The organism is Kitasatospora sp. NPDC048365 (genome assembly GCF_043200835.1).
GTDB lineage: Bacteria > Actinomycetota > Actinomycetes > Streptomycetales > Streptomycetaceae > Kitasatospora > Kitasatospora terrestris.
The window spans coordinates 88,429-105,278 of the sequence record NZ_JBICYJ010000017.1; the positions used below are offsets into that span (position 1 = coordinate 88,429).

Genomic DNA, 16,850 nt, shown 5'->3' on the forward strand with positions numbered 1-16,850 from the left:
CACGATCGAGGAGACACCCGGTGACCACCACCGCAGAGGGTGCGCCAGGAACGGCGAAGTTCGCAGCGGGCATGCAGGTCCGCGCCCGCGACGAGGACTGGCTCGTCGTCGAGGTCACCGAGACCGCCAAGGACGGTACCCGCCTGGACGTGCGCGGTACCTCCCCGCTGGTCCGGGACCAGCGCGCGGTGTTCTTCGCCCATCCCGGGCTCGACGAGGTCACCCCGCTCCGCCCGGAGGACACCGAGCTCGTTCCCGACGATTCCCCGGAGTGTCGTCGGTCCCGCCTGTTCATCGACGCGCTGATCCGCAAGACCCCGCTCCCGCTCTCCGAGCAGCGCCTTGCCACGGTCGGCACGCACCTGGTCGACGACCTCGCCTACCAGCGCGAGCCCGCCCGGGCCGCCCTGCAGGGGCTGCGCCCGCGGCTCCTGATCGCGGACGCGGTCGGTCTGGGCAAGACCCTCGAAGTGGGGCTTCTGCTGTCCGAGCTCATCCGGCGTGGCCGCGGCGAGCGGATCCTGGTGGTCACGCCGAAGCACATCCTGGAGCAGTTCCAGCACGAGCTGTGGACGCGTTTCGCGATTCCGCTGGTCCGGCTGGACTCCAGCGGCATCGAGCGCATCCGTCAGCAGATCCCGGCTGGCCGCAACCCGTTCTCGTACTACAAGCGCGCGATCATCTCGATCGACACGCTGCGCTCCGACCGCTGGCGCAGCCACCTGATGCAGGTGAACTGGGACGCCGTGGTCATCGACGAATCCCACAAGCTGATCAACACCGGGACGAAGAACAACCGCCTTGCCCAACTGCTCGCGCCCAAGACGGACGCGCTGATCCTGGCCAGCGCCACCCCGCACAACGGTGACCGCGCCTCCTTCGGCGAACTGCTGAGCCTGCTCGACCCCACAGCGATCCCGGACACCAGCGAGTACGACGAGACCCAGCTGGAGCACCTGTACATCCGTCGGCACAAGATGTCCCCGGACGTTTCTGCGGAGATCGGCCACAAATGGGCCACCCGGAAGAAGCCCGAGTCGATCGAGTGCAGGGCCTCCGCGGCCGAACAGCGGATCTTCGACGAGCTGTACGACGTGTGGATCAGGCCAGCCGACGGCCGCAGGGCGCCGGTGACCGGCAATGGCGCGCGGCTCTTCCCCTACACCCTGCTCAAGGCGTTCCTCTCCTCCCACGAGGCCCTCGCCGAGACGGTGCACAACCGGATCGCGCGGATCGACGGCAGGAGCCCGGCTGAGCAGGCGGAACGGGCTGCTGAGCGGGCGGCGCTGACGACGCTCGGCGCGCTGGCCGACGAGGTGGAGAAGGGGCAGGCGGCGAAGCTCCGGCGCCTGGTCGACAAGCTGAAGGAGATCGAGGTCGGACCGCACTCGGACACCCGGGTCGTCATCTTCTCCGAACGCCGCGCCACCCTGGAGATGCTGCAGGACCACCTGCCGGCGGCACTCGGTTTCGCCGAGGGAGCGCAGCGGGCCGGAGCCGTCCGCCAGCTGCACGGAGGCCTCTCCGACGACGAGCAGCAGCGCGTCGTCAAGGACTTCTCGCTGGCCGGCAGCGATCTGCGGGTCCTGCTCACCGGCGACATCGCGGCCGAGGGCGTCAACCTCCACCGCCAGTGCCACCAGATGATCCACTACGACCTTCCGTGGTCGCTGATCACCATCGAGCAGCGCAACGGCCGCATCGACCGCTACGGTCAGCAGCACTCCCCGGAGATCCGCGCCCTGCTGCTGCTCATGCAGAACGAGGACCCGGCCGACCCGTCGGCCGACCGCAAGGTCTCCGAGCGGCTCCTGGAGAGGGAGGACGAGGTCCACCGCACCCTCGGCGAGGCCGCGTCCATCCTCGGTCTGCGTGACGAGGAGGCCGAGAAGAACGCGATCATGGAGGGGCTGGCCTCCGGCGCGTCCTTCGACGCCATCGTGCCGGACGTCCCGCTGGACCCGTTCGAGCTGTTCATGGCCGGGCACCTCCCGACCGGTGCCGACGAGGACTACCGGGTACCGCAGCTCTTCGCCTCCACCCGCGCCTTCGTGGAGGAGGCGCTGAGCGAGGTCTACGAGAACCCCGAGCAGAAGATCGGCAAGCGCTGGGACGAGGACCACCCCGAGATGCTGGTCTTCACCCCCGATCGGGAACTCCAGCGGCGTCTACTGGTGCTGCCCAAGTCCTACCTCGACGAGCGGGGTGTGCTCGACCAGCTGCGGGTCACCTTCGACCGGGACTTCGGCCAGGAGCGGTTGGACCAAGCGCGCGAGCGCAGCGGTACCCGGGGCAAGGGAGCGATCACCAAGCAGGAGCGGACGGAGACCTCCGGCTGGCCCGACGTCAGCTACCTGACCGACCAGCATCCGGTGGTGGAGTGGCTCACCGACAAGGTGCTGGTGCGGCTGGCCCGCAACACGGCGCCGGTCATCCCGGCGCAGGTGGCGGAGCCGGTGTTCCTCATGCAGGGCATGTACTCCAACGCCAAGGGGCACCCGACCGTCCTGGCCTGGTCGTGCGTCACCGGGCTGGACAGTGGCGCTCCCTGGTTCGACGACGACCTGGTGGGCGTGCTCGAACGGGCCGGGGTCAGGCCGAAAATGCTGAACCGGCAGTTCACGGGTGACCTCGCGGCTCTGCAGGCGCTCGTTCCGGCTGCGGTCGCGACGACCCGCGAGCATCTTTCCGAGCTGCGGCGGGTTCAGGAGGAACCGCTGGTCGAGCAACTGGAGGAGTACGAGAAGCGGCTGGCGGCCTGGCGCCGGGCCAGCGAGTCGACGTACGAGCAGTTGACGATCGGCGTGCGCCGGCAGCATGCGGAGCAGCGCGTGCAGAAGACGGCGATAGAGGTCGCGCAGCTCATCGAGCAGTTGGCGACGCAGGGCGAATCCATGGTCCGGGTCGTCGGGGTCCTCGTCCCGGCCGCTGGCACCGAGCAGAAGGGCGCGTGAACTCCGTGGCATTCGAGGCGATCGTCAACCGCGGTGAGTACATCTCCGCCCACTACCTTGCCGAGCTCTTCAGCAAGGACCTCGCCGACCTGCGCAAGCGCTGGACTGCGGCCGAGCGGGCCGAGGCGCCGTCCTCGCGCAGCGGAGTGCGCGGGCTCGGCCGGGAGTACTTCAAGGCCAAGGTCCGGATCACCGAGTCGGACGACCAAGGCGGCACCGAGCTCCGCGCGCTCAACGACCGGCTGCTCGCTGCGCTGGCGTATACCGGCCGGGAGGAGACCGAGCCGCGGGACGGCGACAGCCACAGCCGCCTGCACCGCACCGTCTTCGAGGTCATCCAGGCGGACAAGGCCCGCGAGGTGCCGGTGGCCTTCGCAGTACGGGGGCCGGGCGGCACGGAACTGGTCGCGCTCGACGTCACCTGGGGCACCGACGCCGAACTTCTGGTGGCCGATCCCGAGGACGGCGGCGCCGAACTCCTCAGCCCGATCGCCCTCGACGGCCACCAGTCGGTCACCAGCGCCGTCGACGCGGTCAGCTTCCTGTTCGGCTGCGAGGACGCATACGCCCCGCGGTTCGTGCTGCTGCTCGCCGGCGGTGCGGTGCTGCTCGCCGACCGCACGGCCTGGCACGAGGGGCGCTTCCTCGCCGTCAGTGTGGACGCCGCCCTGGACCGCAACCTCGCGGCCGATGGCGGCGAACTGGAGGCGGTCTCCGCCTTGTTCGGCGCCGAGTCGCTGCTGACCGAGGGCGGCGCGGCCGGCTACCTCGACGGTCTCGTCGACAAGGGCCGAAAGCACGCGGTCGGCGTCTCCAAGGAACTACGTGAAGGCCTGCGCCGCTCGATCGAGCTCATCGCCGAGGAGATCCTCGCCCGGATCACCGAACAGGGGGGTGACCCCGCCGAGTTGGGCGACAGTGGCGAACTCGCCACTCGGCTGACGCGGGAGTCGCTGCGGTACCTGTACCGGATCCTCTTCCTGCTATACGCGGAGGCCCGGCCCGACCTCGGCATCCTCCCGTCCAACGACGACGCCTACCAGGACGGGTACGGTTTGGCGAGGCTCGGCGAGCTCGTCTCGTACGACCTCCCCGAGGAGTCGCAGGACGGCTTCCACTTCCACGAGTCGCTGGCGCTGCTGTTCCGGCTCGTGGATCAGGGTCACCGCGCCCTGGGCGACGAGCCCGCGGCCGGTGATGCCGTCTTCGACATGGACGGGCTCCGCTTCGAGGCGCTGCGCAGCGACCTGTTCAAGGCGGACGCCACGCCGCTGATCGGCACGGTCAACATCGACGGCGAGAAGATCGACACCCGGCTGCGGAACCGCGTGCTGTGGCGAGTGCTCAATCTTCTCATGCTCACCCAGGGCAGGAAGAGCGGCGCCAGGGCTGGCGGCGCCACCGGCAAGGGCTTCATCTCGTACGCGCAGCTCGGCATCAACCAGCTCGGCGCGGTGTACGAGGGGCTGATGTCCTACACCGGCTTCTTCGCCGCCGAAGACCTCTACGAGGTCGCCAAGCCGGACTCGGACGGGCTGGCCGGCACCTGGGTCGTTCCCGTCAAGGACGCCGACAGCTACGAGGAAGAGGTCTTCGTCAAGCGCCCCGACGACCTGACGGGTGTGCCTAAGCGGGTGCTCCACAAGAAGGGCTCGTTTGTCTTCCGGCTGTCCGGTCGGGAACGGCAGCGCTCGGCGTCGTACTACACGCCCGAAGTGCTCACCCGGAGCACGGTCAAGCACGCGCTGGCGGAGCTGCTGGACCAAAACGGTAGGACGACGACGGCGCGGGAGATCCTCGACCTGACGGTGTGCGAGCCCGCTCTGGGTTCGGGCGCGTTCCTCAACGAGGCCATCAACCAGCTCGCGGCGGAGTACCTGCGGCGGCGGATGGCGGAGGTCGACGAGCAACTGCCGCCCGACCGGTACGAGGTGGAGCTGCAGAAGGTCAAGGCGTACCTGGCGCTGCACAACTGCTACGGCGTCGACCTCAACCAAACGGCGGTGGAGCTGGCCGAGGTGTCGCTGTGGCTCAACGCGATGCACGAGGGGTTGAAGGCACCGTGGTTCGGCATGCACCTGCGGCGTGGCAACTCGCTGATCGGGGCGCGGCGGGCGGTGTACGACGCGGCAGCGCTGAAGAAGAAGGCGTGGCTGACGACGGTGCCGACGGATCGGCCGCTGCGGGAGGGAGCGGAGGACAGCGAATTCCAGACAGGTAAGGAGATCCACCACTTCCTGCTGCCGGCGAAGGGGTGGGGCGCGGTGGCGGATGCCAAGCAGGCGAAGGAGCTGGCGAAGGAGGAACGCGACGCGCTGGCTGCCTGGCGGATGGCGGTCACCAAGACGCCGACGGCTACCCAGGCCAAGCGGTTGCTGGCGCTCGCCACTCGCGTTGAGCGGCTGTGGGAGCTGACTCAGCGGCGGCTCATCGTCTCCGAGCGGGAGATCCGCCGGGACATTGAGGTCTGGCGGGTGCCGGAAGACCGGCCGCTGCCGACACATTCCTCGGATGCGGTCACGCGCGAGCAGGTCGAGAGCGAACTGCGGGCTCCGGGATCGCCGCTCGGTCGGCTCAAGTTGGTCATGGATGCCTGGTGTGCCCTTTGGTTCTGGCCTGTTGGTCAGCCGGACACGCCAGCGCCGCCGACGATGGACGAGTGGCTTTTCTTCTGCGAGGGCGTGTTGGGTATCCCGATCCCGAAGGCCAAGGTCGGCGGCAGGCGTGGCAGTACGGCCGGACACGATGACAAGTTCGGGCTCTTCGCGGACACTGGCGACTTCAAACAGTTGGCCCTCGATGACCAAAACGACCGACTTCTGAGCCAGTGTGCAGACCTTCTCGCGGTGACCGTGAACTTCCCCTGGCTGGGGGAAGTGGGTGTGATCAGTCTCCGCGAGGGTTTCTTTCATTGGGAGTTGGAGTTCGCCCATGTGTTCGTGCAGGGTGGCTTCGACCTACAGGTGGGAAACCCGCCGTGGTTGAAGGTCGAGTGGGATGACGCTCTCGCGGTTGCCGAGCACGATGCTTGGTTCGGGCTTGTCGAAAAGGCATCCGCTTCGCTTAAGGCGGGCCGAAAGTCGGAGGTATTGGCCGACCCGTCAGCTTTGGGGTCATATCTTCTCGATGCTTCGTCATGGACCGGCACCAGCGAGCATCTCGGCTCCTCGGTTGACCACGCGCTACTGGCCGGAATGCAGACGAACCTGTACATCAGCTTCATGGAGCGGGCGTGGCGCAACCTGAATGAGCATGGCTCGGCGGCCCTTATTCACGAGGAGAACCACTTTACAGTTCCTACAGGTGGGCCGTTCCGCGCAGTGACGTACGCTCGCCTGCGGCGGCACTTTCAGTTCGGAAACAATACCCTAATCTTTGAGGATGTCGACAACAACAAAAACTTTGGCGTAAGCGTCTACGGCTCGCCACGGCCGATCGACTTCGTCCAGATCGCACGCGTGGTACACCCCTCGGTAGTAGACCGTTCATTTGACCACGATGGAGATGGGGAGTTGCCGGGAATCCAGTTCCCGGAAGGCGGCTGGGATCTGCGGCCGCATCGCGAGCGGATTGTTCGGGTGTCAGAGGGCACTCTGGGCGACTGGGGCGCGCTGGTTGACCCTCCTGGCACCCCTGCGACCCAAGCGCGCACACTGCGGCCAGTGACCACGGCAGATAATCGCGCCCTCCGCACCCTTTCCACCTTTCCGGAGCGCATGGGCGGCGAACCCTGGCACTCTCGGGAGTTGGACGAGGCCGGAGCAAAGGATGGCGGCATTATTGAATGGCGAACTCATCTCCCAGTTTCGTGGGGCGATGTAGTTCTGCAAGGTCCACACTTCTCTATCGCGACACCTTTCGCGAAGCAGCCAAATCCTGAATGTAAGTCAAACAAGGACTATTCGACCTGGAATTTGGAGCATCTTCCTGAGCGCATTCTTCCCCGCGTAAATTACGGGCGCGCCTGCTCGCCTGGCGATTTCGAAGGGGCTCGCCGAGTCTGGGGTGATGTTCCTTCCGGCGAATTCTTCCGAGTCGCTTGGCGAAGGATGGTCACATCAAACACGGAGCGTTCCCTGCAGGCTGCGATTTTCCCACCCGGCCCCACCCATGTTGATGCAGTTCAAACCCTGGCATACGTTTCCAGGCGTAACACGTCTGCTATCGCGGGGTTTTGGGCTTCACTGCCGCTTGACTACCTCGTCAAGGTGTCCGGTTCGTCGAAGGTGAACATTGAGCTGGCACGCAGCTTCCCTGCCCCGCTCGAACACCCCCTTACGACCCCACTCCTCATCCGCACTCTTCGCCTGAACTGCCTCACCCGCGACTATGCCCCCCTTTGGGAGGAACTGTTCGAGCCCGCCTGGCTTGCCGACCGATGGACCGACCCCGAGTCCACCCGCCCGGCGATCCAGGCCGTCGAGCCGACCTGGTCCATGGCGACCCCCCTCCGCACCGAATACGACCGCCGCATGGCCCTCGTTGAGATCGATGCCCTCGTCGCCGTCATGCTCGGCCTGACCGCCGAGCAGCTGTGCGCCATGTACCGCTCCCAGTTCGCCGTCCTCCGCAAGTACGAGTGGGAGATGTTCTTTGCCCCGGACGGCCACAAGATCGGCGCGGCCACCCACAACGTGGGCATCCGCCAGACCGATGAGGAGACTGCCTTCGTCAAGGCGTGGGCCAAGGCCGCCCGCGCCGGCGACCCCACCCCGGCCGTCCCCGAGGGCTGGGTGAAGCCCAACCGCGAGGCCGAGATGACCCGCGCCCACTCGGACTTCACCGCACGCCTCCTCGCCGGCGAGTACGGCGACTACGCCGCGTACGCCGCTGAGCACGGCGACCACGGCGACCTCCTCGGCCTTGCCACCGCAGCCGACGACACCCGCACCGAAAGCAGGTAACGAACAGCCATGCTTCCCTCCCTGGCCGTCGAGGATCTGCGTCGTGCCCTCGCCGCGTACCTGACGACGAGTTTCGCGCTCGCTGACGACGACGTCCGCGACGAGCTCGACGCGTTCCTCGAACGGCCGGAGAGCCGGCTGTTCCGCGGACCCTACCTCCGCGTCCGCACACCCTTTCGCGAGGCGGCACCGGGGTGGGAGCGGGCCCTCGACTGGTGGCCCCGCGGCTTCAAGCCGTACACCCACCAGGCCGCCGCCTGGCGACGGCTGTCCAGCAAGAACGGGCACACGCCCGAGCCGACGATCGTCACCACGGGCACCGGTTCCGGCAAGACCGAGTCGTTCCTGATCCCGATCCTCGACCACTGCGCCCGCGCTCGCGCCGCAGGCCAACAGGGCGTCAAGGCGCTGCTGTTGTACCCGATGAACGCGCTGGCCGACGACCAGGCTCGCCGCATCGACGAACTCCTCAGCAAGAATGCGGCCCTGAAGGACGTCACCGCCGGCATCTACATCGGCGGCACCTCCGAGCCGGCCGTCACGACCGAGGACGAGGCCGTCCCCGACTCGCTCGGCCGCGACACCGGTTCCACCTCCCTCTCGGGCGACCCGACCGTCACCCGTCTGATCACCGACCGCGAGGCCATCCGTGCCGAGCGGCCGGACATCCTGCTCACCAACTACAAGATGCTGGACCTGCTCCTCCAGCGGATCCCGGACGTCCCGCTCTGGGAGACGGACAGCCTCACCTACGTCGTCCTCGACGAGTTCCACACCTACGACGGCGCCCAGGGCACCGACGTCGCCATGTTGCTGCGTCGTCTGGGCGCCGCCACCCGCGCCGCGGAGGACGGCTGCCCGCTCGGCTCGATCACCCCGGTCGCCACCTCCGCCACCCTCGGCGGCGGCTCCGGTTCGGGCGCCGCCGACGACACTGCCGCAGCTGCGGAGGGGCCGAAGAAGTCCGACCGGGAACTCCTCCTCGACTTCGCCGAGAAGGTGTTCGGCACGCCCTTCCCAGATGTGGCTCTCATCGGCGAGGACCGGCAGTCGCCGGCCGAGTTCGTTGCGGAACCCGACTTCCTGCTGCCGCTTCCCAGTCCCCGCGACCTGGCCGAAGTGCCCGATCCGCTCGACGACCCGACGGCGCTCGGTGAACTCGCCCGCCGGGTCGTCGGCATGGACCACGTGGACCCGGTCGTTCTCGGGCTGAAGCTGCGTCAGCACAATCTCGTCAAGGCCCTGCTCGACGTCGCCGGCGACACCCCGGTCACGGTCCCGGACATCGCCCGGGAGTTCGCCAAGCGCGGTGGCGGCGGAGCCTGGGACGAGGCGGCTCGGACCGACATGCCGCTGGTGGCGATCGGCCTGGCCCGCCTCCTCGCCCTGATCTCGGAGGCTCGCACGCTCGACCCCGTCACCAATCGGGTGGCGCCGTTCCTGCGGGTGGAGGCGCAGCTCTGGGTGCGGGAGGTCCGCCGCGTCATCCGGGCTGCCACCCCGGAGCCGCACTTCCGCTGGTTCGACGACGACGGGCCTACCGGCGACTCCATGCCGAACCGTGCCAACCTCGCCGTCTACCCGCCCCCGGAGATCGACTCGGCCGCGGACGAGCCGTCCCCGGCCGACCGGCCGGGCGGGTTGCCCGCCCACCGGCCGGTCGGCCCGGCGTACCGAGCGCACCTGCCTGCCGTCTACTGCCGTCACTGCGGCCGGTCGGGCTGGGCCGCGCTCTCCACGGACCTGCAGTGGCAGCAGCTGAAGACCCGCCCGCTGGAGATCTACCGGGCCTCCGCCCAGGGGAACCGGGCCGTTCGCTGGATGCTGCGTGCCCGCCCGGGTGAGCAGGTGATGGTGCACCTGCTGGCGGAGGAACAGGAGCTCCGAACCGTCCCCACCCACGAGACGGTGCCTGTCATCACCACCGCCGGGCCGCTGCCCGCCGGGAACGGTGACCGCTGCCCGTCCTGCGAGCTGGACGACGGCATGCGCTTCCTCGGCGCGGGCACCGCGACGCTGGCATCGGTGACGACCACTCAGCTGTTCTCCGACCGGGGGCTCGACAACGGCGAACGCAAGCTGCTGGTCTTCACCGACTCGGTGCAGGACGCCACCCACCGGGCCGCGTTCATCGCCAACCGCAGTTTCGGTTTCACCTTCCGCGGCCTGCTCGCCGAGCAGCTCCGGCCGGGTGCGCCCGTTGCCGTGCACGACCTGGCCTCCGATGCTGCCGATGCCGTGGTCAGGGCGGCCGGGGCGGGGAACCGCGCCAAGCTGGCGTCCATCGTCCCGCCCGACCTCCGCGACAACCCGGACATCCGTACCCTCCTCGACGGCTCCGACAGCTTCAGTGAGGCGGGGGAGGCCATGCTGCACGGGCGCATGGTGTTCCAGACCCTGCTGGAGTTCGGCCTGCGTTCCCGGCTCGGCCGCACTCTGGAGCTGACCCGTACCGCCGCCGCCGAGGTGGTGCTGCCGGAGCCGGAGACCGTCTGCGGGCTGCTGCGCGAGATGCACCAGCGCCTGCCCGGACAGATCACCCTGCCCACCGACGACGCCGCGTACCTGGTCTTCCTGCGCGGGCTCCTGGAACGGATGCGGCTCCGCGGTGCCCTGTTCCATCCCTGGCTCGGCACCTACATCGCTCAGGCTGGCGCCCGGCGCTGGCCCATCTGGGGCGGCCGCCCCGTCGGCATGCCCGCGTTCCCCCGCGGCTTGGCCTCCCCGGCCTTCCCCATCGCCAACCGGGCGGGCCGGACCGAGTTCGACTCGCTCCACCGTGACGGCACCTGGTTCGCCGACTGGGGCCACCGGGCACTCGGGTGCGACCGCAAGGAGGCCCGTGCCGTGGCCGACTGCGCGATGAAGCTGCTCGCCCAGCGCGAGGTCCTGGCCACCTACCCGGCCGACGGCGGTTCCACGGTCTATGCGCTGCGCCCCAGGAACGTCCTGGTCCACAGCCTCTCCGACTCCGCCGCCGCGGACGCCGCGACCACCGTCAACGACTGCGGTGTCCGCTGCGACACCTGCACCTGGCGGCAGACCGTTCCGCCCGGCCGCCAGGCGGAATGGCTCGGCACCCCCTGCCTCCGCTTCCAGTGCCCGGGCCGTTTCGTCCAGGACGACCGCGACTACGGCGACGACTACTACCGGCGCCTGTACTCCGTCGACCGCCCGGGCGACGTGCTCACGGCCGAGCACACCGGCGCACTCACCCGTCGGCGCCGCGAGGAGGTCGAGCAGGCGTTCAAGCACCGTGCCTCGCCCTTCGACCCCAACGTGCTCACCTGCACCCCCACGCTGGAACTCGGCATCGACATCGGCGACCTCTCCGCGGTGCTGCTCGCCTCGCTGCCGCCCGCCCCCGCCAACTACGCCCAGCGCATCGGCCGGGCCGGCCGCCGCACCGGCAACTCGCTCACTGTCACCTTCGTGCCGCGGGGCGCCCGCAACCAGTACTACCTGCACGCCCCCGAGCAGATGCTCGCCGGGCGGATCATCCCGCCCGACTGCTACCTGGACGCCTCGGAGATCCTGCACCGCCAGTACTTCGCCTTCCTCCTGGACCGGGCCGCCGACCGGACCCTGTGGCAGGGCACCGCGATTCCCGAGCGGCCGATGCCGCCCCGGATCGGCGAGCTGTTCCGGCGCGGCCTCGCCGAGGACGGCTGGTTCCGCCGCTTCCTGGACGTCACGCAGGCCCGGCACGCCCAGCTGGCCGGCGACTTCACTGCGCTCTTCCCCACCATGGCGGCCGAGGCCCGACAGGGCGTCGAGGCCTTCGCCGCCCTCGGTCTGGAGCAAGCCGTCGCCACCGCGGCCACCGCCTGGCGCAAGCGGATCGACGCGCTCGCCGCCCGGCTCCGTCAGATCGGCCGGGCCTTCGACGAACTCGCCACCGCCACCGGCGACCCGGCACGCGACGCGACGCGGCGCCAGCTCTACGCCGAGCAGAAATCGGTCCGGCGCCGACGCGACGCGATCATCGCCGAGAACTCGCTCAACGCGATGGTCCGCCTCGGCCTGCTGCCCAACTACACCCTGCACGACGACGCCACCCTGCTGGACGCCACCCTGTGGTGGAAGGACAGCGACGGGGAGTTCCAGGAGGAACTGACCGAGTACGGGCGCGGCGCCCGCCTGGCCCTCGCCGAACTCGCCCCCGGGAACTCCTTCCACACCGACGGCTACAAGTACGTCGTCAACGGCGTCGACCTCGGCTCCGCCGCGGGCGAGAACCGCACCGCGTACGCCCAGTGGCGCCTGTGCCCCGAATGCGGCTTCGTCGCCACCGAGGAGACCGGGCTCGACCTGACGGCCTGCCCGCGCTGCCGCACACCGCAGATCGGCGACCCCGGCGCCGTCCACCAGGTCCTGGTGCCCGAACGGGTCACCGCCCGCGAGAAGCGCGAGGACGCCCGACTGACCGACGAGCGGGACGAACGCGAGCAGCGCCGCTTCACCGTGGTCACCCTCGTCGACATCGATCCGGACCAGCCGCAGGGCCTGCGAGCCTGGCAGCGCACCGGCGACGTGCCGTTCGGTGTCGAATTCGCCCGGGTCGCCACCATCCGCACCCTCAACCTGGGTCCGGCCAGCAGCGCCGGGCCGGAGCACACGATCGCCGGCGGCCAGGAACAGATCCCCGGTTTCGAGACCTGCACCGAATGCGGGGCGGTGCGCGGTGCGCACCCCCAGGCCTGGGACCCGGATGCCGAGCGCATCGGCACCCGGCACAGCCACTGGTGCAGCCACCGGGACGACGGCATCGCCGCAGAACCGGTCGTCCGGCTGGTGCTGGCCCACGAGCTGACCACGCAGGCGCTCCGCATCCTCCTGCCGTTCTCCGCCCTTGACCTCGACACCCGGCTGACCTCCTTCAAGGCCGCCCTGCTGCTCGGCATCACCAAGCACTTCGGCGGTGCCCCCGACCACATCCGGATCGTCGCCGACTCCATGCCCTCCGGTACCGCGGAGATGCGGCGCCGCTTCCTCGTCCTGCACGACTCCATGCCTGGGGGCACCGGCTACCTCGAACACCTCGCCGCCCCCGCGGTCCTGCACCGGGTGCTCAAGCTGGCCCACGCCGCACTGCGCGACTGCCCCTGCCAGAAGGAGGGGCAGCGTACCCCCTGCCACCGCTGTCTCCTGCCGCACGTCTCGAGCAGTGAACACCCGCACGTCTCCCTGCGGGTCGCCAAGGAGCTGCTGGAGGAACTGCTGCAGGACTGGGTAACCGAGACGGTCGACACCCTCTCCGGCGTGCGGATCGACCAACTCGCCGACAGCGAGCTGGAAGCACAGTTCGTCCGCACTCTCGTCGAATGGGGCAGTCGTCCAGAGGAAGCCGGATCGGTGACCCCGCGAGCCGGCGAACGGGGCCTGGAATACGAGCTTCGCCTTACCAAGCCGAACGGGACGGCCACCCGCTGGCTGCTCCAGGACCACGTCCGCCAACTCACCACTGCGCCCAGCGAACCCGACTACCTGCTCACCCGGACCGACGGACCGCCCATTCGGATCGCTGTCTTCCTGGACGGCTACGCGTTCCACGCCAGCACGCGCATCAACCGAATCGCGGACGACGCCGCGAAGCGGACGGCGCTGCGCCGGGCAGGCACCCTGGTCTGGCAGTTCACCTGGGAAGACGTCAAAGCCTGGACGGAAGCGGTGGGCAAGGCCGCAAAGGGCCGCGAAGCGAGGTCCGAGATTGAACCACTCCTTGGTACCACTGCCCTCAAACAGGCACGCCAGATCCATCAGGCGATCGGCGGAGCAGCACACGCCGACGACACCCTGGAACCGGTCCTGCGCAATCCGATCGAGACGATGCTCGCCTACCTCGCCGACCCTGATGCGTCGAAGTGGACGCGGCGTTCGGCCGCTCTGCTCGGTGGCTTCAGCACCGCAGGGCCGCCGAGCCCGATCGATCGGACGCGGATCGGTGACTCCCTCGGGGCGATCCTCGACGGCTCGACTCCGGTGCCGGTCACCCCTGCTGCCCGCGAAGCGATGGCCATCGACGTCCGCACGTCCAAGGGACTGCGGATACTGGGACTGCTCGACCGGCGTCGGAACGACATGACAGCGTGGTCGGCCTTCACGGTGCTCGACGACGGCGAAGTCGCGGTTGCGGACTCCGGTCACCGTGAGCGCTGGGCGGACTGGCTGCGGTGGTCCAACCTGCTCCAGCACCTGGACGGCGGGGAGAGCGCCGTGTCTCAGCGCTCGTTCCACCAGGTCGCCGTCTCGGAAGCGGCCGAGGTCGATCCGCACAGCGTCGCGGTGCTGGTGAGCGCCCTGCCCACCGCAGCGGGTGCGGACGTGCAGCTGCCCGAAGCGTGGGCCGAAGCCGTCGAATACGCTTCCTCGCGTCTGGAGGAGCTGCTGTTCGACCTCGGGCGGCGCGCCCGCCGGCACGGCATCGGTGTGCCCGAAGTCGGCTACGAGTCCGACGACGGGGCCTTCCAGGCCGAGCTGGCCTGGCCCGATCGCCACGTGGTGGTGTTCGTCGACGAGAACGAACAGCGTGACGCCGCCTTCGCCGCAGGCGGTTGGCATGTGCGGCACGCGGAGACTGTGGAACTCGCAGAGTTGGTCAAGCTTTTGGAGAGCATCTGATGTCCGGCGCCACTGTGATCATGGCGGACACCTTCGGCAAGTCGTACGACGCGCTAGACGGCTCGGTCCAGCCGCTGGTGCTGCAGTTCATCATGAAGATGCAGCGCAACGTCGACAGCAACGGCCTCAACCTGAAGCCGCCGAAGGGAGCCCGGGACGGCCGCGTACGCACGGCTCGGGTCACCGACAACTACCGTGCCGTGCTGATGCACCATTCCGCGCGGATCTACTACCTCGTTGCCGTACTCCCGCACGACGAGGCGTACGAGGTCGCTTCCGGCATTATTTTCGACATCAACAAGGTCACCGGAGGAATCGAGGTCATCAACCTCGGTGGGCTCACCGGAACCCTCAGTGGCAAGGCGGCTGCACCCGCCTCGGCCGACGCGCCTTCCGTCTTCGCCAACGTGTCCGACGCGGACTTCGACCGGCTCGGAGTCAACCCTGCGATCGTTCCCGCGCTGCGCGAAATCCGAAGCGAGGACGCCATCCTGGGCTTCGTCGAGCACCTTCCGAAGCTCGCCCGCGACGTGGTCCTCTGCCTCGCGGACGGCTGGAGCGTCGAAAAGGTCTGGGAAGAGATCAGCGCTCCCTCCGCCACCAGCGACGAGGTCGACACCACCGACTACGAGGCGGCCAACGAACGACCGGCGACGAAGGAATCCTTCGTCGTCACCGGCGACGTCGCCGCGCTCAGCCGCATCATGACGGAGCCGCTCTCCGCCTGGCGGATCTTCCTGCACCCCGCCCAGCGAGCCCTTGCAGAGCCTAGCAAGCCCTACAGCGGAGCCGTCCGGGTCACCGGTGGGCCAGGAACGGGAAAGACCGTGGTTGCACTGCACCGGGTCAAGGCGCTCGCGGACCGACTGCCTCCCGGCCAGGCGATCCTTCTCACGACCTACACCACGACGCTCGCGGACCTGCTCCGCTCCCTCCTCGAAGACCTCGGAGGCGCGCAGCTCGCCGCCCGGGTCGACGTCCGCAACATCGACAAGGTCGCCTATAGCACCGTCAAGGACACCATCGGCGCCAAGAGCTTCCACACACTGAACGACACCGAGATCCGCAACCGCTGGGAGGACCTCGCGGAAGAGCGGCAGTCGCGGTGGGACGGCCGGTTCCTCGACGCCGAGTGGAAGCAGGTCGTTCTGGCCCAGGACATCCGCAGCCGTGACGACTACTTCGTGGCGAGCAGGGCGGGCCGCGGCCGGCGGCTCAACCGGATCGAGCGTGCTCAGGTCTGGGGGCTCGTGGAGGAGTTCGAACGCCGTCTGGACCGGGACAACGCCGTGGGTATCACGCAGCTCGCGGCGCAAGCGGCTCGCATCGCCTCCGGATGGGGCGACGAGGCGCGTCCGTACCGCCACGTCGTCGTCGACGAGGCGCAGGACCTCCACCCGGCACACTGGAAGCTGCTGCGCGCCCTTGCTCCTGCCGGAAGTGACGATCTCTTCATCGTGGGTGATGCGCACCAACGCATCTATGACAACCGCACGTCCCTGCGAAGCCACGGAATCGAGATCCGTGGTGGGCGATCCAAGCGCCTCACCCTGAACTACCGCACGACACGACAGATTCTCGGTGCCTCGTTGCGCCTGCTCGGAGACGACTCGTTCGACGACCTGGACGACGGCACCGAGGATCTGGCCGGCTACCGCTCGGTGCTCAAGGGGGCCACCCCGGACCTCATCGGCTATCCGAGCCCGGCGGCCGAGCTCCGGGCCCTGGTCGAACGGATCGAGGGCTGGCAGCAGGAGGGCATCAGGAGCGACGAGATCGTGGTGGTGGCTCGCACCAACAGCCTCGCGGATGCAGCTGCCCAGGCCCTGTCTGGGGCAGGCATCGACACAGTGCGTGTCCAGTCGCGGCAGACTCCGGCAGCCGGCTCCGGCGTCCACGTCATGACCATGCACCGGATCAAGGGATTGGAGTACCGCGCCGTGGCAATCATCGGGGTCGGGGCCGGTCACATGCCGCAGCCGAACGCCGTGACACCGGCCGGGGAGGAACCCCTGCAGAGCCGACGCGACCTTCAGCGGGAGCGGTCGCTGCTCTTCGTGGCAGCGACCCGTGCACGGGAACAGCTGGCGATCACCTGGTCGGGCCAGGCCAGTTCGTTCCTGGCCCCCGACGCCTGAGCTGTGGCGGTGCGGGCACCAGCCCGCGCCGCCACAGCCGCCGCCTTCATCCTGCTCACGTCGGCAGCCTCGGTCGCCGCGCGGCGGCCCATGCGAATCCGGCTCCAGCCGACGCCCCCGTGCGCCCGACGCTCCCGGCACATCTCCTTCCGGCGCTCAGCCTGGTCACCCAGGGTCCCGCTGTTGTCCTGGGTGAGAGGTTGGGGATCCCGTCCCCCGTTCAACGCGAGCAC

At 68.9% G+C, this 16,850-nt stretch carries 4 protein-coding genes; all 4 read left to right on the forward strand.

Features of this window, described 5'->3' with window-relative positions; translation table 11 throughout:
* Positions 1–20: 20 nt before the first annotated feature.
* Genes ACGFX4_RS19185 through ACGFX4_RS19200 form a run of 4 tightly spaced genes read left to right on the forward strand, consistent with a single transcriptional unit; the run spans position 21 to position 16,617 of the window.
* Positions 21–2,954, forward strand: a complete 2,934-nt coding sequence (locus ACGFX4_RS19185; protein WP_393075518.1) for a DEAD/DEAH box helicase — start codon at positions 21–23, stop codon at positions 2,952–2,954.
* Positions 2,951–7,858, forward strand: coding sequence for a type II restriction endonuclease subunit M (locus ACGFX4_RS19190; RefSeq protein ID WP_393075519.1), 4,908 nt, complete (start codon positions 2,951–2,953; stop codon positions 7,856–7,858). Before ACGFX4_RS19185 ends, ACGFX4_RS19190 begins: the two co-directional genes overlap by 4 nt.
* A 9-nt stretch (positions 7,859–7,867) precedes the next feature.
* On the forward strand, positions 7,868–14,479 hold the full coding sequence (locus ACGFX4_RS19195; RefSeq protein WP_393075521.1) for a DEAD/DEAH box helicase: 6,612 nt from the start codon (positions 7,868–7,870) through the stop codon (positions 14,477–14,479).
* Complete coding sequence (locus ACGFX4_RS19200) at positions 14,479–16,617, forward strand: UvrD-helicase domain-containing protein (protein ID WP_393075523.1); 2,139 nt, start codon at positions 14,479–14,481, stop codon at positions 16,615–16,617. Before ACGFX4_RS19195 ends, ACGFX4_RS19200 begins: the two co-directional genes overlap by 1 nt.
* Positions 16,618–16,850 lie beyond the last annotated feature (233 nt).

Coding starts and splice junctions, on each gene's coding strand:
- ACGFX4_RS19195 (WP_393075521.1), top strand. CDS start 7,868: ATGCTTCCCTCCCTGGCCGTCGAGGATCTGCGTCGTGCCCTCGCCGCG.
- ACGFX4_RS19200 (WP_393075523.1), top strand. CDS start 14,479: ATGTCCGGCGCCACTGTGATCATGGCGGACACCTTCGGCAAGTCGTAC.